This is a genomic window from Paraburkholderia sp. BL25I1N1, from assembly GCF_003002025.1.
Classification (GTDB): Bacteria; Pseudomonadota; Gammaproteobacteria; order Burkholderiales; family Burkholderiaceae; genus Paraburkholderia.
The window spans coordinates 327,756-348,034 of record NZ_PVZB01000004.1; the positions used below are offsets into that span (position 1 = coordinate 327,756).

The 20,279-nt window shown below is 64.9% G+C and carries 13 protein-coding genes; 9 read left to right on the forward strand and 4 right to left on the reverse strand.

Annotation, left to right across the window (positions count from 1 at the left end; translation table 11 throughout):
- Positions 1–5: 5 nt before the first annotated feature.
- Positions 6–1,223, reverse strand: coding sequence for a succinyldiaminopimelate transaminase (gene dapC / locus B0G73_RS08245; RefSeq protein WP_106279616.1), 1,218 nt, complete (start codon positions 1,221–1,223; stop codon positions 6–8).
- A 525-nt stretch (positions 1,224–1,748) separates the two neighbouring features.
- On the opposite strand from dapC, the gene B0G73_RS08255 reads away from it, so the two are divergent.
- From B0G73_RS08255 to def, 5 genes are all read left to right on the forward strand, one after another.
- Positions 1,749–2,744, forward strand: a complete 996-nt coding sequence (locus B0G73_RS08255) for a DMT family transporter (RefSeq protein WP_106279619.1) — start codon at positions 1,749–1,751, stop codon at positions 2,742–2,744.
- Between the two features lie 148 nt (positions 2,745–2,892).
- On the forward strand, positions 2,893–6,411 hold the full coding sequence (smc, locus tag B0G73_RS08260) for a chromosome segregation protein SMC (protein WP_106279621.1): 3,519 nt from the start codon (positions 2,893–2,895) through the stop codon (positions 6,409–6,411).
- Positions 6,412–6,527: 116 nt separating this feature from the next.
- A complete protein-coding gene (locus B0G73_RS08265; protein WP_106279623.1) occupies positions 6,528–7,808 on the forward strand; it encodes a cell division protein ZipA C-terminal FtsZ-binding domain-containing protein in 1,281 nt (426 codons plus the stop codon).
- Between the two features lie 191 nt (positions 7,809–7,999).
- The gene (gene ligA / locus B0G73_RS08270; protein WP_106279625.1) at positions 8,000–10,066 is read left to right on the forward strand and encodes an NAD-dependent DNA ligase LigA; all 2,067 of its coding nucleotides are present in this window, start codon (positions 8,000–8,002) and stop codon (positions 10,064–10,066) included.
- Positions 10,063–10,596, forward strand: coding sequence for a peptide deformylase (def, locus tag B0G73_RS08275; RefSeq protein ID WP_012433453.1), 534 nt, complete (start codon positions 10,063–10,065; stop codon positions 10,594–10,596). The genes ligA and def overlap by 4 nt, the downstream gene beginning before the upstream one ends.
- A 123-nt stretch (positions 10,597–10,719) precedes the next feature.
- On the opposite strand, the gene B0G73_RS08280 is transcribed toward def, so the two are convergent.
- The 3 genes from B0G73_RS08280 to map are packed head-to-tail and all read right to left on the reverse strand — an operon-like array spanning position 10,720 to position 16,368.
- Entirely contained in the window at positions 10,720–12,942 is a 2,223-nt protein-coding gene (locus B0G73_RS08280) for a pseudouridine synthase (RefSeq protein WP_106279627.1), read from the reverse strand.
- Between the two features lie 6 nt (positions 12,943–12,948).
- Entirely contained in the window at positions 12,949–15,528 is a 2,580-nt protein-coding gene (locus B0G73_RS08285; protein WP_106279629.1) for a [protein-PII] uridylyltransferase, read from the reverse strand.
- Positions 15,529–15,558: 30 nt separating this feature from the next.
- The gene (gene map, locus B0G73_RS08290) at positions 15,559–16,368 is read right to left on the reverse strand and encodes a type I methionyl aminopeptidase (protein ID WP_106279631.1); all 810 of its coding nucleotides are present in this window, start codon (positions 16,366–16,368) and stop codon (positions 15,559–15,561) included.
- Positions 16,369–16,840: 472 nt separating this feature from the next.
- On the opposite strand from map, the gene rpsB reads away from it, so the two are divergent.
- From rpsB to frr, 4 genes are all read left to right on the forward strand, one after another.
- Entirely contained in the window at positions 16,841–17,593 is a 753-nt protein-coding gene (gene rpsB, locus B0G73_RS08295) for a 30S ribosomal protein S2 (RefSeq protein ID WP_012433448.1), read from the forward strand.
- A 205-nt stretch (positions 17,594–17,798) separates the two neighbouring features.
- Entirely contained in the window at positions 17,799–18,680 is an 882-nt protein-coding gene (gene tsf / locus B0G73_RS08300) for a translation elongation factor Ts (RefSeq protein WP_106279633.1), read from the forward strand.
- A 221-nt stretch (positions 18,681–18,901) separates the two neighbouring features.
- Positions 18,902–19,615, forward strand: a complete 714-nt coding sequence (gene pyrH / locus B0G73_RS08305) for a UMP kinase (RefSeq protein ID WP_012433446.1) — start codon at positions 18,902–18,904, stop codon at positions 19,613–19,615.
- A 100-nt stretch (positions 19,616–19,715) separates the two neighbouring features.
- A complete protein-coding gene (gene frr / locus B0G73_RS08310) occupies positions 19,716–20,276 on the forward strand; it encodes a ribosome recycling factor (protein WP_012433445.1) in 561 nt (186 codons plus the stop codon).
- The last annotated feature ends 3 nt before the right edge of the window (positions 20,277–20,279 follow it).

A 20,279-nucleotide genomic window follows, 5' to 3' on the forward strand; every position in this document is an offset into this window, starting at 1 on the left:
AAAACTCAACCCGCCAGCGCACGGCAAAAGTCGACGATTCGCTGCGCGCCCTGGGTGCATTCGTCGACGCCGGCGACAAGCGCCATACGCACGAAATTGCGGCCGGGGTTCACGCCGTGCGCGGTGCGCGCGAGGAACGAGCCCGGCAGAACCGTCACATTATAGTCGGCGTAGAGGCGCTGGGCGAACTCCGTGTCCGTGAGGCCCGTGCGCGAGACGTCCGCCCACAGGTAGAACGCGGCGTCCGGCAGGCGCACGTCGAGCACCTCGGCGAGCATCGGCGTAACGGTGGAAAACTTTTGCACGTACTTCGCGCGGTTCTCGCGCACGTGCGCCTCGTCGTTCCAGGCCACGATGCTGGCACTCTGGAACACCGTCGACAAGGCCGCGCCGTGGTATGTCCGGTATAGCAGGAAATCCTTGAGAATCGCCGCGTCTCCCGCGACGAAGCCCGAGCGCATGCCCGGCACGTTGGAGCGCTTGGACAGGCTCGACAGCATGACGAGACGCTCGAAACCGCGGCCGAGCTTGTGCGCCGCTTCAAGGCCGCCGAGCGGCGGGTTGGCTTCGTCGAAATAGATTTCGGAGTAGCACTCGTCCGAGGCGATCACGAAGCCGTAGCGGTCCGACAGCGCGAACAGCTCGCGCCAGTCGTCGAGCGTGAGCACCGCGCCGGTCGGATTGCCGGGCGAACAGACGTAGAGCAGTTGCGTGCGTGCCCAGATGTCGGCCGGCACCGCCGAATAGTCGCAGGCGAAGTTGCGCGCCGGGTCGCTATTCACGAAGTACGGCTGCGCGCCGGCCAGGATCGCGGCGCCTTCGTAGATTTGGTAGAACGGGTTCGGACAGAGTACGATCGCAGGCTCGCCGTCAGCATTCTTTTTCGGGTCGAGCACGGTCTGGGCGAGCGCGAACAACGCCTCGCGCGAACCCGACACCGGCAGCACCTGGGTGGCCGCATCGACTGGCGGCAGGTTGTAGCGGCGCGTGGCCCACTTCGCGATCGATTCGCGCAGCGCCGGCGATCCGATCGTGGCCGGATACGACGACAACCCGCCGAGCGAGGCCACCACGGCGTCGCGAATCAGCGCGGGTGTGGGATGTTTCGGCTCGCCGATGCCGAAGCTGATATGCGCGAGACCGGCGCTCGGCGTGACGTCCGCGAAAAGCGCGCGCAGCTTTTCGAACGGGTAGGGCTGAAGAGAGTCGAGTAGCGGATTCACTGGGCGGATCGAGCCTGATCGAAGATGAGCGAGAGACGGCTGCGGAAAAGCATGCAGCAAAAAGCGGGGCACGCGCCGGCGGCGGTAAAAACGTACAAAACACGCTGAACGGCCGGCAGCAGCGGCGGGCGAATGATTATAGCGTGGCAAGGCCGGCATGGCGGGCATACGGTGGCGTGGCGGTTTGCGGGTATGCATGACACGGCGGCGTCGCGCAGGCGATCCACGGTAGCGCGATGAAGGCAAGTGAAACATTGAGCAGATGAAGGACATCGCGCCGTTGAGTAACGGCGCAACCCGCCAGGCGGCGCAGGCAATGCGCTGCAGCGGGAACGACGCGAGCCGCCGACGGTTCGCGCAAGAAGAAGCAGGAGCAGCAATGTACACAGCAGTCTTGGAGACATCCGGACACAACAGGCGCAGGAGCGCCGCGGTCCACGCAAGGAAAGCCCCCAGCCCCTCCGCAACGGGCATCGCGATCCGCGACAGACACACCCCGAGCACCTCCGCAAGGAGCACCGCACCATGACCAGCTGGCTTCGCAACGGTTGGCCGACGCTCGCGATCACGCTGGGCGCATCGGTGTGGGGGATGATCTGGTATCCCTTGCGCATGCTGAATGCGCTCGGCGTGACCGGCACGGCGGCCAGCGCGCTGACGAGCGGCGCCGGTTGCCTGTTCGTGCTGCTGGTGCGCTATCGCGCGCTCAAGACCGTGCGCTGGCACTGGCTGCTGCCGGCGCTCGCTCTGGCCGCGGGCATCACCAATCTCGGCTTCGTGTGGGGCTCGATTCACGGCCAGGTGATGCGCGTGCTGCTGCTGTTCTATCTCACCCCGGCGTGGACCGCGCTCTTCGCGCACTTCATCCTGCATGAACGCTTGACCTGGGCGGGCGCGGGCCTCGCCGCGCTGTCGCTGGCCGGCGCGATGACCATGCTGTGGTCGCCGCAACTCGGCATCCCCGTGCCCGGCAATCTCGCCGAATGGGCGGGCCTCGCGGGCGGCATGGGCTTCGCCATGAGCAACGTGCTGATTCTTAAGACGAGCCGCGTGCTGCCGGACATGAAACCGGAAATGCGCACCGCGACGATCTTCGGCGGTGCGGCGTTATTCAGCGCCTGCGCTTCCCTGTTCGAGGCCATGCCCGCGCCGCCCACCGGCGCGCATCTCGGCACGGCGGCCTGGCTGGTGCTCGGGCTCGGCTTTCTGCTGGCATCGAACAATATGCTGGTGCAGTACGGTCTCGCGCGCGTGCCGGCCAACCGGGCCTCGATCATCATGCTGTTCGAGATCGTGGTCACGGCGCTGTCCGCATGGCTCTTCGCCGGCGAGACGCCCGGCCCGCGCGAGTGGGCGGGCGGCGTGTGCATCGTGCTGGCTTCGGCGCTGTCCAGCTGGGTGCATCGGACCAAGGCCATGCCGCCCGATCCGGCCATTCAGGAGGTCAGTCTCGCTGACGGACGCGATGCCGGACCCGACGACCGTAAGGACGGCAAAAACCGCCCACGCGCGATGGTATGATTGCCCCTCATTAGCCGGCGCATGCCTCGATGCATGAAGCCGGCACCCGAGGCGCGAGGGTTCGCGGGCCGTATCGCTCTGTCGGCGAACGGCTGGCGCGGCCTTCACGAGCCACCTATTTTTTCCCTTTTCAAACAGCGAAATCGCCGTGCGTCTGACCTCGATCAAACTCGCTGGCTTCAAGTCATTCGTCGATCCCACGCATTTCCAGGTCCCGGGCCAGCTAGTCGGCGTGGTGGGACCGAACGGGTGCGGCAAGTCCAACATCATCGACGCCGTGCGCTGGGTGCTCGGCGAATCGCGCGCCTCCGAACTGCGCGGCGAGTCGATGCAGGACGTGATCTTCAATGGCTCGACCGCGCGCAAGCCGGGTAGCCGCGCCAGCGTCGAACTGGTGTTCGACAACGCCGACGGCCGCGCCGCCGGCCAGTGGGGCCAGTATGCCGAAATCGCCGTGAAGCGCGTGCTCACGCGCGACGGCACCTCGAGCTACTACATCAACAATCTGCCGGCGCGCCGCCGCGACATTCAGGACATCTTCCTCGGCACCGGCCTCGGGCCGCGCGCGTACGCGATCATCGGGCAGGGCATGATCGCGCGCCTGATCGAGGCGAAGCCGGAAGAGCTGCGCGTGTTTCTCGAAGAAGCTGCGGGCGTGTCGAAGTACAAGGAACGCCGCCGCGAAACCGAGAACCGTCTGCACGACACGCGCGAGAATTTGACGCGCGTCGAAGATATCGTGCGGGAACTCAGTTCGAATCTGGAGAAGCTCGAAGCGCAGGCCGTGGTCGCCACCCGTTACAAGGAACTGCAGACCGACGGCGAAGAGAAGCAGCGGCTGTTGTGGCTGTTGCGCAAGAACGAAGCCGGCAGCGAGCAGGAACGCCAGCAACGCGCGATCGAACAGGCCCAGATCGATCTCGAAGCGCACACCGCCAGGCTGCGCGAAGTCGAAGCGCAACTCGAAACGCTGCGCGTCGCGCATTACTCCGCCAGCGACGCGATGCAAGGCGCGCAAGGCGCGCTCTACGAGGCCAATTCGGAAGTCAGCCGGCTCGAAGCCGAGATCAAGTTCATCGTCGAATCGCGCAATCGCGTGCAGGCGCAGATCGCCGCGCTGAACGCACAGCGTGAGCAGTGGCAATCGCAGGCGCAAAAAGCGCAAGACGATCTCGAAGACGCCGAGGAACAACTGGCCGTTGCCGAAGAAAAAGCCGCGCTCGCCGAAGACGAAGCGGCCGCCAGGCACGACGCGATGCCCGCGCTCGAAGCGCGCTGGCGCGACGCACAAACGGAGTTGAACGCCGAGCGCGGCGGTATCGCGCAGACCGAACAGGCGCTCAAGCTCGAAGCCGCGCATCAGCGCAATGCCGATCAGCAATTGCAGCAATTGCAGGCGCGTCACGAGCGGTTGAAGTCGGAAGCGGGCGGTCTCGACGCCCCCGACGAAGCGCAGCTCGAAGACCTGCGCATGCAGCTCGCCGAGCATGAGGAAATCCTGCACGACGCGCAAACGCGTTTGTCCGACGCGCAGGAAACGCTGCCGCGCCTCGACGGCGAACGCCGCACCGCGCAGGAACGCGTGCAGGCGGAAAGCGCCCAGATTCATCAGCTCGACGCGCGCCTCGCCGCCCTCAAGCAACTGCAGGAAAACGTCCAGACCGAAGGCAAGATCCAGCCGTGGCTCGAAAAGCATGAGTTGGGCAGCCTGCCGCGTTTGTGGAAGAAGCTGCATGTCGAAGCCGGTTGGGAAGCCGCGCTCGAAGCCGTGCTGCGCGAGCGGCTCGCCGCGCTGGAAGTGTCGAACCTCGACTGGGTCAAGGCCTTCGCGACCGACGCGCCGCCCGCCAAGCTCGCCTTCTACGCGCCGCCCGTCGCCGGTCAGCCTGCCGCCACGCCGCCCGCATTGCGGCCGCTGCTGTCGCTGGTGCGGATCGACGACGCGGGCATCCGCGCGGTGCTGAACGACTGGCTCGGCCTCGCGTTCGTCGCCGACGATCTGCAGCAGGCGCTCGCCATGCGCTCGCAACTGCCGGAAGGCGGTTCGTTCGTCGTCAAGGCGGGGCATGTGGTGACGCGCGTCGGCGTGCAACTGTATGCCGCCGATTCCGAGCAGGCCGGCATGCTGGCCCGTCAGCAGGAAATCGAAAATCTGGCGCGCCAGGTTCGCGCGCAAGCCTTGCTCGCCGACGAAGCGAAGGCCGCCGCGATCCGCGCCGAAGCCGCTCACACGCAAGCCGCCCAGCTGTTGACCGATGTCCGTCAACAGGCCGAGCGCGCCACGCAGCGCGTGCACGCCCTGCAAATGGACGTGCTCAAACTCACCCAGGCGCACGAGCGTTACATCCAGCGCAGCACGCAGATTCGCGAGGAACTCGCGGAGATCACCGCGCAGATCGAAGAGCAGCGCGCCATGCGCGCGGAGTCGGAAGCGAACTTCGAGCGTCACGATGGCGAACTCGCCGAATTGCAGGCGCGTTTCGAAGATCATCAACTGGCGTTCGAGGCGCTCGACGAGCAACTCACCGCCGCGCGCGCTCAGGCGCGCGATCTCGACCGTGCCGCCACGGACGCGCGCTTCGCGGCGCGCAACATGGCGAACCGCATCGACGAATTGAAGCGCAGCATTCAGGTCGCGCACGAGCAGAGCGAGCGTGTGGCCGCGTCGCTGGAAGATGCGCGCGCCGAACTGGAAACCATCAACGAGCAGACCGCACATACCGGCTTGCAGGACGCGCTCGATATTCGCGCCGTCAAGGAAGAGGCGCTGCATGCCGCGCGCCTCGAACTGGACGATCTCACCGCCAAGCTGCGTGCCGCCGACGAAACGCGTCTGACCGCCGAGCGCGTGCTGCAGCCGCTGCGCGACCGCATCAACGAATTGCAGTTGAAGGAACAGGCGGCGCGCCTGAACGGCGAGCAGTTTATCGAGCAACTGGCCGCTGCCGGTGTCGACGAGGCTGAACTGCAGGCCAAGCTCCCGCCGGACATGAAGCCGTCGTACCTGCAAGGCGAAGTCACGCGCATCAACAACGCCATCACCGCGTTGGGCCCGGTCAACATGGCCGCGCTCGACGAACTGAAGGCGGCGACCGAGCGCAAGTCGTTCCTCGACTCGCAATCCACCGACCTGAACAGCGCGATCGAAACGCTCGAAGACGCCATCCGCAAGATCGACGCGGAAACGCGCACGCTCCTGCAAGGCACCTTCGACCAGGTGAACCAGCATTTCGGCGAACTGTTCCCGCGGTTGTTCGGCGGTGGCCAGGCGAAGCTGATCATGACCGGCGACGAAATTCTCGACGCCGGCGTGCAGGTGATGGCGCAACCGCCGGGCAAGAAGAATTCGACCATTCATCTGCTGTCGGGCGGCGAGAAAGCGCTGACGGCGACAGCGCTGGTGTTCGCGATGTTCCAGTTGAATCCGGCGCCGTTCTGTCTGCTGGACGAAGTGGACGCGCCGCTCGACGACGCCAACACAGAACGTTTCGCGAACCTCGTGCGGGCGATGTCGGACAAGACCCAGTTCCTGTTCATCTCGCACAACAAGATCGCGATGGAAATGGCGCAGCAGTTGATCGGCGTGACCATGCAGGAGCAGGGCGTGTCGCGGATCGTTGCCGTCGACATGGAATCGGCCGCCGGTTTCGCCCAGAATATTGTTTGAGTTTGATTTGAATTGAGCCTCGCGGGTGTCCGCGTTCAGCGCAGCGGCCGGTGGTCGCGCGACACGTGGAGCGGGCGCAAAGCCGCGCAGATAAAAGAATTGCTGATGGAGCATGCATGGACGAGTTGACACTCGGTTTGATCGGCGCGGGTGCCGTGGTGGTCGGGGGCGTGGTCGTGTACAACGCGTGGCAGAGCGCGAAGGTGCGCCGCAAGATGCCGCGGCCGATGCCGGCCGACACCGCCGAAAATCTCGCGCGGGACGATCAGGAGGAACAGAGCCCGTTCATCGAACCGGCCCGGCCGACCACGCGCCGTGAGCCCGTAGTGGGCGCCGAGGCGGCGGATCCAGGCACGGCGGCGCGCGTCGAACCGACGTTCGGCGGTCAGGCAGCCGGCACGGCGCCGCTCGACACGGCCGCCGATATTCAGGCCGAGACGACCACGCCGAACGGCTATCCGGAAGCCGAGGGCGTGGCCGAAGCCGAACGCGACGCAAGCGCCGAGACCGCGCAAGCCCGCCAGTCCGGCGAACCCGTGGAACCGATTCTGCCGGCCGCCACGACGATCTCGTCGGCGCCGCCGGCTATTGTCGATCGGCGTATCGACTGCATCGTGCCGATCCGTTTGAACGGTCCGGTCGCGGGCGACAAGGTGATTCCGCTCGCGCAGCGTCTGCGCCGCGCGGGCAGCAAGCCGGTGCATATCGAAGGCAAGCTCGAAGGCGGCGCGTGGGAACTGCTGCAAAACGGCGCGCGCTATGAAGAGCTGCGCGCGGCCGCGCAACTGGCCAATCGCAGCGGCGCCCTCAACGAACTGGAGTTTTCCGAGTTCGTGACCGGCGTGCAGCAGTTTGCCGACGCGCTGGATGCGTCGCCGGAATTCCCGGACATGCTCGAAACGGTCGCGATGGCGCGCGAGCTCGACGGCTTTGCCGCGCAGTGCGACGCGCAGTTGTCGATCAACGTGCTCTCCGACGGCGCGCCGTGGTCCGCCAACTACGTGCAGGCGGTCGCTTCACAAGACGGCTTGCTGCTTTCGCGCGACGGTACGCGTTTCGTCAAGCTCGACGCGCGGCAAAGCCCGGTGTTCATGCTGCAATTCGGCGACACCAACTTTTTGCGCGACGACCTCACCTACAAGGGCGGCCAGATGATCACGCTGGTGCTCGACGTGCCGGTGGCCGATGAAGACATCCTGCCGTTCCGTCTGATGTGCGACTACGCGAAATCGTTGGCCGAGCGCATCGGCGGGCGGGTGGTCGACGACGGCCGCCGTCCGTTGCCGGAAACCGCGCTGCTCGCGATCGAAAAGCAGTTGATGACGCTTTACGCGAAGCTCGAACAGGCGGGCATTCCGGCAGGCTCGCCGGCCACGCGGCGGTTGTTCAGCCAGTAAATTTTTTTACGTCTTATCGCTGTCTCCGACGGCCGCACAATGTGCGGCCGTCGTCGTTTCAGGCCGCGGCTTCACGTGCGCATTTCGAGCCGACGCGCAACGCGCCTAAACTGGCCATTCGGCCGATGTAAAGGGGCACGCTTCCTGCGATAATCCAATGTCTGAACTTCACTGAAGACCCTTCCGACAGCATGGCCCGAACCTCCGCCTCACATCCCGCAACCAACGCCCCGGCCGAGCGTGCCGCGTGGCTGCGCGCGGAACTCGAACGCGCCAACTACGCGTACTACGTGCTCGACCAGCCGGATTTGCCTGACGCGGAATACGACAAGCTGTTCAAGGAACTGGAGAGTATCGAGACGGGGCATCCGGACCTGATCGTGCCGGATTCGCCCACCCAGCGCGTGGGCGGCGAGGCGGCGAGCGGCTTCGAGCCGGTCGTGCACGACCAGCCCATGCTGTCGCTGAACAACGGTTTCGCCGACGAAGACATCGTCGCGTTCGACAAGCGCGTCGGTGACGCGCTCGGCAAGAACGCGAGCGAGCCGCCAGTGCCGGTCGACTACGCGGCCGAGCTGAAATTCGACGGCCTCGCCATCTCATTGCGTTACGTCGACGGCGCGTTCGTGCAAGCCTCCACGCGCGGCGACGGCACGACCGGCGAGAACGTCACCGGGAACGTTCGCACGATTCGCTCCATTCCGCTCAAGCTCAAGGGCAAGCTTGTCCCGCACGTGCTCGACGTGCGTGGCGAAGTGCTGATGTTCAAGCGCGATTTCGAGCGTCTGAACGAACGTCAGCGGGCCGCGGAACAGAAGGAATTCGCCAATCCGCGCAACGCCGCGGCGGGCAGTTTGCGGCAGCTCGACTCGAAGATCACCGCGCAACGGCCGCTGTCGTTTTTCGCTTATGGCATTGGCGTGCTCGAAGGCATGGAGATGCCGGCCACGCATAGCGAACTGCTCGACTGGTACAAGGAACTCGGCTTGCCGGTGAATAGCGAGCGGGCCGTGGTGCAGGGCGCCGAGGGCTTGCTGGGCTTTTTCCACGGCGTCGGCGAGAAACGCGAGAAGCTGCCGTACGACATCGACGGTGTGGTCTACAAAGTCAACCGGCGCGATGAACAGGATGCGCTCGGCTTCGTGTCGCGCGCGCCGCGCTTCGCGCTGGCGCACAAATTCCCCGCGCAGGAGGCGCTGACCAAACTCGTCGCGATCGACGTGCAGGTCGGCCGGACCGGCGCGATCACGCCGGTGGCGCGGCTGGAGCCGGTGTTCGTCGGCGGCGCGACGGTGACGAATGCCACGTTGCACAATGAAGACGAAGTGCGCCGCAAGGATATCCGCATCGGCGACACGGTGATCGTGCGGCGTGCCGGCGACGTGATTCCCGAAGTGGTGAGCGCGCTGCTCGACCGGCGTCCCCCCGACGCCCGCGAATTCGTGATGCCCACGCAATGTCCGGTGTGCGGCTCGAATATCGAGCGCTTGCCTGACGAAGCGATCGCGCGTTGTACCGGCGGCCTGTTCTGTCCCGCGCAGCGCAAGCAGGCGCTCTGGCATTTCGCGCAGCGGCGCGCGCTGGATATCGACGGCCTCGGCGAAAAGATCATCGACCAACTGGTCGACCAGAACCTCGTGCGTACGCCGGCCGATCTATTCAACATCGGTTTTGCCACGCTCGCCGAACTCGACCGCTTTGCCGAAAAGTCCGCGCAGAACCTGCTCGATTCGCTCGAAAAAGCCAGGCACACCACGTTGGCGCGCTTCATCTACGCGCTCGGCATCCGGCATGTGGGCGAATCCACGGCGAAAGATCTCGCCAAGCACTTTGGCTCGCTGGATCCGATCATGGACGCCTCGGTCGAAGCCTTGCTCGAGGTCAACGACGTGGGGCCGGTGGTCGCCGAGTCGATTCATCAGTTCTTCGCCGAGGAGCACAACCGCACGGTGGTCGAGCAGTTGCGCGCGCCGGGCAAGGTCACGTGGCCCGAAGGCCCGCCCGCGCCGAAAGCGCCTGTGGGCGTGCTGGCCGGCAAGACGGTCGTGCTGACCGGCACCTTGCCGAGCCTTGCCCGCGAAGAGGCGAAGGAAATGCTGGAAGCGGCCGGCGCGAAAGTGGCCGGCTCCGTATCGAAGAAAACGGACTATGTGGTGGCGGGCGCCGATGCTGGCAGCAAGTTGGCGAAGGCTGAGGAACTCGGCGTGCCCGTACTCGACGAAGATGGTATGCGTAAGCTCCTGGAGGGGCAGTTATGATCCGCGAAATTCTCAAGATGGGCGATCCGCGCCTTTTGCGCATTGCCGATCCGGTCGATCACTTCGACACGCCCGAACTGCATGAGCTCGTCAAAGACATGTTCGAGACCATGCACGACGCGAACGGCGCGGGCCTTGCCGCGCCGCAGATCGGCGTGAATCTGCAGGTGGTGATCTTCGGCTTCGGGCACAACGAGCGCTATCCGGACGCGCCGCCGGTGCCGGAAACGGTGCTGATCAACCCGACCATCACGCCGGTCTCGCTGGATATGGAGGAGGGCTGGGAAGGCTGCCTGTCGGTGCCGGGCCTGCGCGGCGCGGTGAGCCGCTTTTCGATGATCAAGTATCACGGCTTCGATCAATACGGCAAGCCGATCGACCGTGTCGCCGAGGGCTTTCACGCGCGCGTGGTGCAGCACGAGTGCGATCACCTGATCGGCAAGCTGTATCCGATGCGGATCAACGACTTCGCGAAGTTCGGCTTCACGGAAGTGCTGTTTCCGGATATGGATCCGAATAGCGACGATTGAGGCGGCTTGTGCTGCTTCGGGCACTGCGGCGCTGGCGTATTCGGCTTGGTGCAGCGCAGGGATAAAAAAACCCCACGCGATCGCGTGGGGTTTTTTGTTGAGGCGTGGGTCAGGCGCGCGGCTTTAGAACGACTCGTCCGGCGACAGATAACGCCATTGGCCCGGCGGCAGCGCGCCCAGCATCACACGGCCCATGCGCACGCGCTTCAGGCCGATCACTTCGAGGCCGACGAGTTCGCACATGCGGCGAATCTGGCGCTTCTTGCCTTCGCGCAGCACGAAACGCAATTGCTCGCCGTTCTGCCAGTTCACTTGCGCGGGCTTCAGCGGCACGTCGTCGAGCGAGAGGCCGTGGCACAGCAATTCCAGACTTTCCGGCGGGAAGTGGCTTTCGACGTCGGTGGTGTGCTCGCCGAATGCCACGCGCACCAGATACTCCTTGTCGATCTCGGAATGACCGCCGATCAGTTGCTTGGCAATCCGGCCGTCTTGCGTCAGCACCAGCAGGCCCGTCGAATCGATGTCCAGGCGGCCAGCCGGCGCAAGCTGGCGCAAATGCGCGACCGAGAAGCGGATGTCCGACTGATCGCCTTCCCAGCGATTCTCCGGCGTGACCAGCGTGATGGCCGGCTGATAACCGTCTTCCGCCTGACCTGAGACCAGGCCCACCGGCTTATGGATCAGCACCGTCACCTGGCTCGATTGCGCGGCCTCGGCGGCGGGGTCGATCTCGATGCGCTGGTCCGGTCGGACCTTGGTGCCCAACGTGTCGATGCGCTCGCCGTCCACCAGCACCCAGCCTTTTTCGATCCACTCATCGGCTTCGCGGCGTGAGCACATGCCGAGTTCGGACATCAGCTTGGACAGGCGCAGCATGCCTGGCGCGTCTTCGTAATCGCGACGCGGGGTGCGCGGAGCGGCATCGATTTCGCCGGCGCGCTCGGCTCGGGCCGCGCCACGCGGCTTGTCGGCGCGCGCGGGACGGTCGTCGCCGAAACGGCGGCCGGCGGCCGGCAGTGTCTTGTCGAAGCTGCGGGCCGGGCGCTCGCCACGCTCGCTGCGTTCATTGCGGTCGGCGCTGCGCGCCGGACGGTCGCCGAATTCGCGTTTGGCCGGGGCGCGTTCGCCACGCTCGTCGCGCGGAGCGCGTGCCGGGCGATCTGTGCGGTCGCTGAAACCGGTTTTGACGGGCTTGGCGAAGCTGCGATCGCCACGATCGGATGCACCGCGTTCGCCTTCGAAACGGCGCGGCGCGCTATCGCTGCGCGGCCCGCGCTCGCCGCCTCGTCGGTCTTGCGGAGCACCACGGTCGCTGCTGAAACGCGGGCGGTCGGATGCGTCGCGTTCATGGCGTTCTGGGCGCTCTCCACGCGGAGCGCCTTCCGACGGACGGCCTGCGCCCGGACGTGCTCCGCTGAACGGACGCCGTTCGCCGTCGTCGCGGCGTGGGGCGCGCTCGCCGAAGCTGCGCGGCGGGCGTTCGCTGCGATCTGTGCTGCCTTCGAAGCGACGGGGCGCGCGTTCGGGTCGGTCGCCGGTTTCGCGACGTGGCGCGCGGTCAGCGCGGTCCGCGGCGCCTTCGAAACGGCGCGGGGCGCGTTCGCCTGCGCCTTCAAATCGGCGCGGCGCGCGTTCCGGTCGATCACCACCGCCCTCGAACCTGCGCGGAGCCCGTTCACCGCGATCGCCGGCACCTTCGAAACGGCGCGGGGCGCCGCCGGTACGGTCACCACCGCCTTCAAACCGACGCGGAGCGCCTTGGCCGCGCTCGCCGTCAGCCCGGCGCGGCGCGCGTTCGCTACGATCGCCGCCACCCTCAAAGCGGCGCGGCGCACGCTCACCATCATCCCGACGCGGAGCACGATCGCCGCCACCTTCAAACCTTCGCGGAGCCCGTTCACCGTCAGCCCGGCGCGGCGCGCGTTCGCTACGATCGCCGCCACCCTCAAAGCGGCGCGGCGCACGCTCACCATCATCCCGGCGCGGAGCACGATCGCCACCGCCTTCGAACCGACGCGGCGCACCACCCGCGCCCTCGCGGCGCGGCGGTCGATCCGATGCCGCGCGCGGCGCGCCACCGGCGTCCCGCTCGCGCGAAAACGACCCTTCAGCCCTGGCGGGACGCGCAGGACGTGCGCCGGCACCGGCCGGCTTGCCAGCGCCCGCCGGCCGCTTACCGCCGCCGGCCGCGCCGGCGCGTTCATCCCGCGCCCCGCCGGGAGCCGGCGTCGCCGGCCTGGGTCCCGCCGGGCGCGTCGGCTTACGCGCCGACGTGCTGCCGGTACGGACAGGGGCGCGTTCGGACGAAGCCGGCCGCGGGTGCTTGGCTGTTAATTTGACTCGCATGAAATCTCACACTGCGATCGCGCGCAGCAGTTCGGTCTCGACCTGAATTTGCAGGCGGCTGTCCGACAGACCGTGTCCATCCAGCAGGAACACGTCTTCGACGCGTTCGCCGAGCGTATTGATCCGCGCCGAAGCGACGCCGACCCGATGCTCGGCCAGCACACGCGCGATCGAATAAAGAAGGCCTGGCCGGTCGTTCGCCGACACGGACAGGATGTAGTATTGGCCGCGCTCGTCGGCCCGAAGGTCGACGCGCGGGGTAACAGGGAAGGTCCGCGACAGCCGCGACAAACGGCCTTTCGACGGCCCGGGGAGCAGGGTGCCGTCACCGGTGAGGCGGGCGGTCAGTTCCTGTTCGACCAGATTGGCAATATCGCGATAATGCACGTCTTCTTCGGTATGCGCGACGAGGAAATTATCGAGCGCGTACCCATGCCGAGTCGTGCTGACCCGCGCATCGAGCACCGACAGGCCGTTGCGGTCGAAATACGCGCAAATGCCGGCAAACAGATCCGGCTGATCCTTCACGTACACCAGCACCTGGAGCGCCTCGCCGATCGGCGACGGACGGGCCCGCACGATCGGCGTGGGCGTTTCCACGTGGCGGTACAGCACCCGTGTTTGCCACGCGATATCCGCCGCGTCGTGACGCAGAAAATAGCCGATGTCGAGCTTGTCCCACAGCGCCTTCTGCGCGCCTTCCGGCACGGTTTCGAGGCGCAGCAGCGCGAGCGCTTCTTCCTGACGCGACTTCAGCTCCGAATGCGCATCCGGGCGCGCGCCGCCCAGCACGGCGAGCGTGGCGCGGTACAGGTCTTCCAGCAGCTTGCCTTTCCACGTGTTCCAGACTTTCGGGCTGGTGCCGCGAATATCGGCCACGGTCAGCAGATAGAGCGCCGTGAGGCGCCGCTCGGTGCCGACCAGTTCGGCGAACCGCTTGATGACCTCCGGGTCGCTCGTGTCCTGCTTTTGCGCGACCTGGCTCATGGTCAGATGTTGCTGAACCAGCCACACGACCAGTTCGCCGTCCTCGCCCTCGATGCCGTGATTGCGGCAGAAGCGCCGCGCGTCGGCCATGCCGAGCGTGGAATGGTCGCCGCCACGGCCTTTGGCGATGTCGTGAAACAGCGCCGCGACGTACAGCACCCACGGCCGGTCGAAGTTGGCGATCAACTGGCTGCAGAACGGATATTCGTGCGCGTGCTCGGCCACCGCGAAACGCCGCAGATTGCGCAGCACCATCAGGATGTGCTGGTCGACGGTGTAGACGTGATACAGGTCGTGCTGCATCTGTCCGACAATGCGCCGGAAGTTCAGCAGGTAACGCCCCAGTACGCTCGTCTGGTTCATCAATCGCAGCGCGTGGGTGATGCCCGCCGGCTGCTTCAGGATGTCCATGAAGAGGCGCCCGTTTTCCGGATCGCGCCGCCAGTGCTGGTCCATCACGTCGCGGGCGTTGTAAATTGCGCGCAGCGTGCGCGCCGACAGGCCCTTTACGCCGGGCGTCTGTTCGTACAGCAGGAAGGCCTCGAGGATCGCGTTCGGCTCGCGCTGGAACACGTCGTCGCTGGCGATTTCCAGCATGCCCTGCTTTTCGACGAAGCGGTCCGACAGCACGCGCGTAATGCCGCTCGTGCTGGGGAAGAGCTGCGCTTCAATGTTCTGGATCAGGATCGTGGCGAGCTGCGTGACCGCCTTGGCGGACCAGTAATAGCGGCGCATCAGCTGCTCGCTCGCGCGCTTGGTCGCGGTCGGCTTGTAGCCGAAGCTCTCGGCCACCGCCGTTTGCAGGTCGAACACCATGATGTCCTGACGACGCCCGGCAATCACATGCAGCCGGGCGCGCAGCGCCTTCAGGAAACTCTCGTTGCGGCGCAACTCGCGCGCCTCGCGCTCGGTGATCAGGCCGCGTGCTTCGAGTTCACGCCAGCTGCTGCCGAAACCGGCCGCCTGGGTGATCCACAGGATCAGCTGCAGATCGCGCAGCCCGCCCGGGCTTTCCTTGATGTTGGGTTCGAGCGAGTAGGGCGTGTCCTGGAATTTCGCGTGGCGCTGGCGCATTTCCAGCACTTTGGCCTGGAAAAAGGCTTTCGGATCGAGCGCTTCGCGGTAACGCTTCGCGAAGTCGTCAAACAGCTCGGCGCTGCCGGTAATGCGCCGTGCCTCGAGCAGCGAGGTGCGCACCGTGACGTCGTTGGCGGCTTCTTCGAGGCATTGCGACACACTGCGCACGCTGCTGCCGAGTTCCAGCCCCAAATCCCATGCGAGGCTGATAAAGCGTTCGATGCGTGGTTCGAGGTGCCCGATCGGCGCGTCGGGCAGCAGGACCAGAATGTCGATATCGGAATGCGGCGCCAATTCGCCGCGCCCGTAGCCGCCTACCGCCACTAGCGCCAGTTCGGGCGGCAGTTCGCAGGTGTTCCAGGCCGCGCGCAGGGAGTTGTCAGTGGCGCGCGCCAAGGAGGCCATCAACGCGTCGACGTTGGTGGCCGTCCTGAAGCGTTCCAGCAGTTGGGCTTTGGCCACTTTGTACTCCGCCTTGAGCGACGTGGCAGGGGATTGGGCGACGGCTGGAACACTACTCATTGGCAGGGAGGCGCAGAGGTGGGAAGTCGGTCAGGCCGTGGCCGCGACGACCGGCGGACGCGCGGGCGTGCCGGCGGAGACGGTCAGCACGTCGTAGCCGGTTTCGGTGACGAGGATCGTATGTTCCCACTGCGCCGACAGGCTGCGGTCTTTGGTCTTGACGGTCCACTGGTCCGGCATGGTGCGAATGTCGCGACGGCCGGCGTTGATCATCGGTTCGATCGTGAAGATCATGCCGGTTTGCAGTTCGAGCCCGGTGCCGGGACGGCCGTAGTGCAGGATCTGCGGGTCTTCGTGGAATACCGTGCCGATGCCGTGGCCGCAGTATTCGCGCACCACGCTGTAGCCGTGGCCTTCCGCATGTTTCTGGATCGCGTAACCGATATCGCCGAGATGCGCGCCCGGGCGCACCTGGTCGATGCCGAGCCACATGCATTCGAAGGTGGTCTGCACGAGCCTCTTGGCCATGATCGAGCCTTCGCCGACGATGAACATGCGGCTGGTGTCGCCGAAATAGCCTTCCTTGATGACCGTGACGTCGATGTTCAGCGCGTCGCCGTTCTTCAGCGTCTTGTCGCCTGGAATGCCGTGGCAGATCACGTCGTTGACGGAAATGCAGGTGGCCTTCGGGTAGGGCGGGTAGCCGGGCGGCTGATAGTTCAGCGGCGCCGGAACCGTGCCCTGTTCCTTCAGCATGTATTCGTGACACAGACGGTCGAGTTCGCCGGTCGTGATGCCGGCGGTGACGAACGGAGTAATGTAGTCGAGCACTTCGCTTGCCAGTTTGCAGGCGACGCGCATTTGCGCGATATCGTGTTCGTTTTTGAGCGTAATAGCCATGAGTCGGGCCTGAAATGCGATTTATTGCAGGATTATCGCACCATATTCCGGCCGCCGCAGGCTTTTGCGGCCGGACCGGCGGCTTTCACGGACTCGCATGCGGGCTCGTTCAAAGCGGCCGGCGCTCGCGCGGGTGCAACCCGCAGGCCATCAACAGGGCTACCGGGCAGGTTGAGTCGTGCAATAGTCGCGTGCTATAATCTTTGGCTAAGTCGATCTCTGTCTTGCAATATTTGTCCACGTGGGCAAAAAAGCGGCACGATTGGCTTCTCATGGCGCCGGTTGCCTGCACTATGAGGTCATGCAGAAGCGAAAGCAGAGCATACGAAGGCAACGAAAAGGCAACAAAAGGCAGTACACGCAGCAGACTCGCAAGCCGGCGCACCCAGGGTGTCCGTCGCGTTCAGCCAGAGAGATGGCAGCGCGGCCGATACGGCAGCCGGCTTAAGACCCAACCCTCGCGGAGATTTTCATGGCAGTTACCATGCGTCAAATGCTGGAAGCCGGTGTCCACTTCGGTCACCAAACGCGCTTCTGGAACCCGAAGATGGCTCCCTTCATTTTCGGTCATCGCAACAAGATTCACATTATCAACCTCGAGAAGACGCTGCCGATGTACAACGACGCGCTGAAGTACGCGCGTCAACTGGCAGCCAATCGCGGCACGATCCTGTTCGTCGGCACGAAGCGTCAATCGCGCGACACGATCGCTGAAGAAGCGCAACGCGCCGGCATGCCGTTCGTCAACGCACGCTGGCTCGGCGGCATGCTGACCAACTTCAAGACGCTGAAGGTCTCGATCAAGCGCCTGAAGGACATGGAAGCAGCGCTGGAAGCCGGTGAAACCGAACGCATGAGCAAGAAGGAAGCGCTCCTGTTCGAACGCGAAATGGCCAAGCTGGTCAAGTCGATCGGCGGCGTGAAAGACATGGGCGGCATTCCGGACGCGATTTTCGTGGTCGACGTCGGCTACCACAAGATTGCCGTGACCGAAGCGAACAAGCTCGGCATTCCGGTCATCGCCGTGGTCGACACGAACCACTCGCCGGAAGGCATCGACTACGTGATCCCGGGTAACGACGACGCCTCGAAGGCTGTCGCTCTGTACACGGCTGGCGTGGCTGACGCGATCGTCGAAGGCCGTGCGAACGCGGTCAACGAAGTGGTGCAAGCTGCACGTGGTGGCGACGGCGACGAGTTCGTCGAGGTCAACTCGGAAGCGTAAAGCTGCCCCGTGTCCGGCAAAAAAGGGGGCTTTCTACAGGCCCCCTTTTTTTAAGCCGCGACATTATAGTGGGGCGCTGCCGGCAGTGTCGGACGCAGCGCTCAACGCGTCCTCCGTAAAAAATACGGTAAACGCTGAAACGAATTCTTGCCGCCGGCATCGAAGTGCGGGCGGTGTGTGACAGACGGAACTCAAGGAGCAAATGATGGCGGCAATTACCGCAAGCATGGTTGCAGAACTGCGCGCAAAGACCGACGCGCCGATGATGGAATGCAAGAAGGCGCTGACGGAAGCCGACGGCGACATGGCGCGCGCTGAAGAGCTGCTGCGCGTGAAGCTGGGCAACAAGGCCAGCAAGGCTGCATCGCGCGTGACGGCTGAAGGCGTGGTTGCCTCGTTTATCGGCGGCAACGCGGGTTCGCTGGTCGAGCTGAACTGCGAAACCGACTTCGTTTCGAAGAACGACGACTTCCTGGGTTTCTCGAAGAAAGTCGCTGAACTGGTCGCCACGCAAAATCCGGCTGACGTCGCAGCGCTGGCTGCACTCCCGCTGGACGGCTCGACGGTCGACGCAGTGCGTCTGGCGCTGGTCGGCAAGATCGGTGAAAACCTGTCGATCCGCCGTTTCGTGCGCTTCGAAACCTCGAACAAGCTGGCAGCGTACCTGCACGGCACGCGTATCGGCGTGCTGGTCGAGTACACCGGCGCGGACGAGCAGGTCGGCAAGGACGTCGCGATGCACATCGCCGCGATGAAGCCGGTTTCGCTGTCGTCGGACGACGTGCCGGCGGACCTGATCGCCAAGGAACGCAGCATTGCTGAGCAGAAGGCTGCCGAATCGGGCAAGCCGGCTGAAATCGTCGCCAAGATGGTCGACGGCAGCGTGCAGAAGTACCTGAAGGAAGTGTCGCTGCTGAACCAGACGTTCGTTAAGAACGACAAGCAGACGATCGAACAGATGCTGAAGGCCCGCAACTCGAGCGTGCAGAAGTTCGCGCTGTTCGTGGTCGGCGAAGGCATCGAGAAGAAGCAGGACGACTTCGCAGCTGAAGTGGCCGCTCAAGTCGCTGCTGCAAAGCAACAATAAGTCTTACCTAAGCAGCAACTGTTGTATCGTTGGACCCGCGGCGGAGCAAGACTTTGCCGCGGTCGGCAGCGCCGCAAGGCTGCGCGCGGGTTGACCCTCGCCGCGCAGCCGCCGCTGGCGAACCCAGGGTTCGTCAATTTGGCGACGCTTGCCCGAATCAGCATTTCACCCCTACATTAGTCCCTTGTTGTTGCCCTGTTCTGCGCGATCTGGATACCCCTATGCCCACTGCCTATAAACGCGTCCTGCTCAAACTCTCCGGTGAAGCTCTGATGGGCGACGATGCCTTTGGCATCAATCGCGCAACCATCGAACGAATGGTGGCGGACGTGGCCGAAGTGGTCCGTCTCGGAACGCAGCTGGCCGTGGTGATCGGCGGCGGCAATATTTTCCGCGGCGTCGCGGGCGGCGCGGCGGGTATGGATCGCGCCACGGCGGACTACATGGGCATGCTGGCCACCATGATGAACGCGCTGGCGCTGCAGGATGCCATGCGCCACGCCGGCATCGAGGCGCGCGTGCAATCGGCGCTGCGCATGGACCAGGTGGTCGAGCCGTACATCCGGCCCCGCGCGATTCGCCAGCTCGAAGAAGGCAAAGTCGTGATTTTCGCGGCCGGCACCGGCAACCCGTTCTTCACGACCGACACGGCCGCCGCTCTGCGCGGCTCGGAAATCGGCGCGGAAGTCGTGCTGAAAGCAACCAAGGTGGACGGCGTGTATTCCGCCGACCCGAAGAAAGACCCGAGCGCGACGCGTTACACCACGATCAGTTTCGACGAGGCGATCGGCCGCAATCTGCAAGTGATGGACGCCACGGCATTCGCGCTGTGCCGCGACCAGAAACTGCCGATCCGGGTGTTTTCGATCGTCAAACCGGGCGCGCTCAAGCGCATCGTACAAGGCGACGACGAGGGTACCCTCGTCCACGTGTAAACTCTCGTTCACATAACGTGGGCTTTAGCGCGAGCCCGAGCCGCCGCATCTTGCGCGCGCTGGCCGGCTCGCACCGTTTTGAAGGTTCGGAGGTTTAAAAATGTCTGTGGCTGATATCAGGAAGGGCGCTGAACAAAAGATGCAGCGTTCCATCGACGCGTTCAAGAACGACCTGTCGAAGATCCGCACGGGCCGTGCACACACGGGCCTGCTCGATCACATCCAGTGCGATTACTACGGTTCGCCGGTGCCCATTTCGCAGGTCGCGAATCTGACGCTGATCGACGCGCGCACGATCGGCGTGCAGCCGTGGGAAAAGAAGATGGTGCAGGTCGTCGAAAAGGCGATCCGCGAATCGGACCTGGGTCTGAACCCGGCCACGCAAGGCGACGTGATCCGCGTGCCGATGCCCGCGCTGACCGAAGAGCGCCGCCGCGAATTGACCAAAGTGGTCAAGAGCGAAGCGGAAACGGCCAAGGTCGCGGTGCGCAATCTGCGCCGCGACGCCAACGAGCAACTGAAAAAGCTCGTGAAAGACAAGGAAATTTCGGAAGACGACGAGCGTCGTGCAGGTGACGACGTGCAGAAGCTGACGGACAAGTTCGTCGCCGAAATCGACAAGCTCGTCGTGACGAAAGAAGCCGAGATCATGACGGTCTGAGGC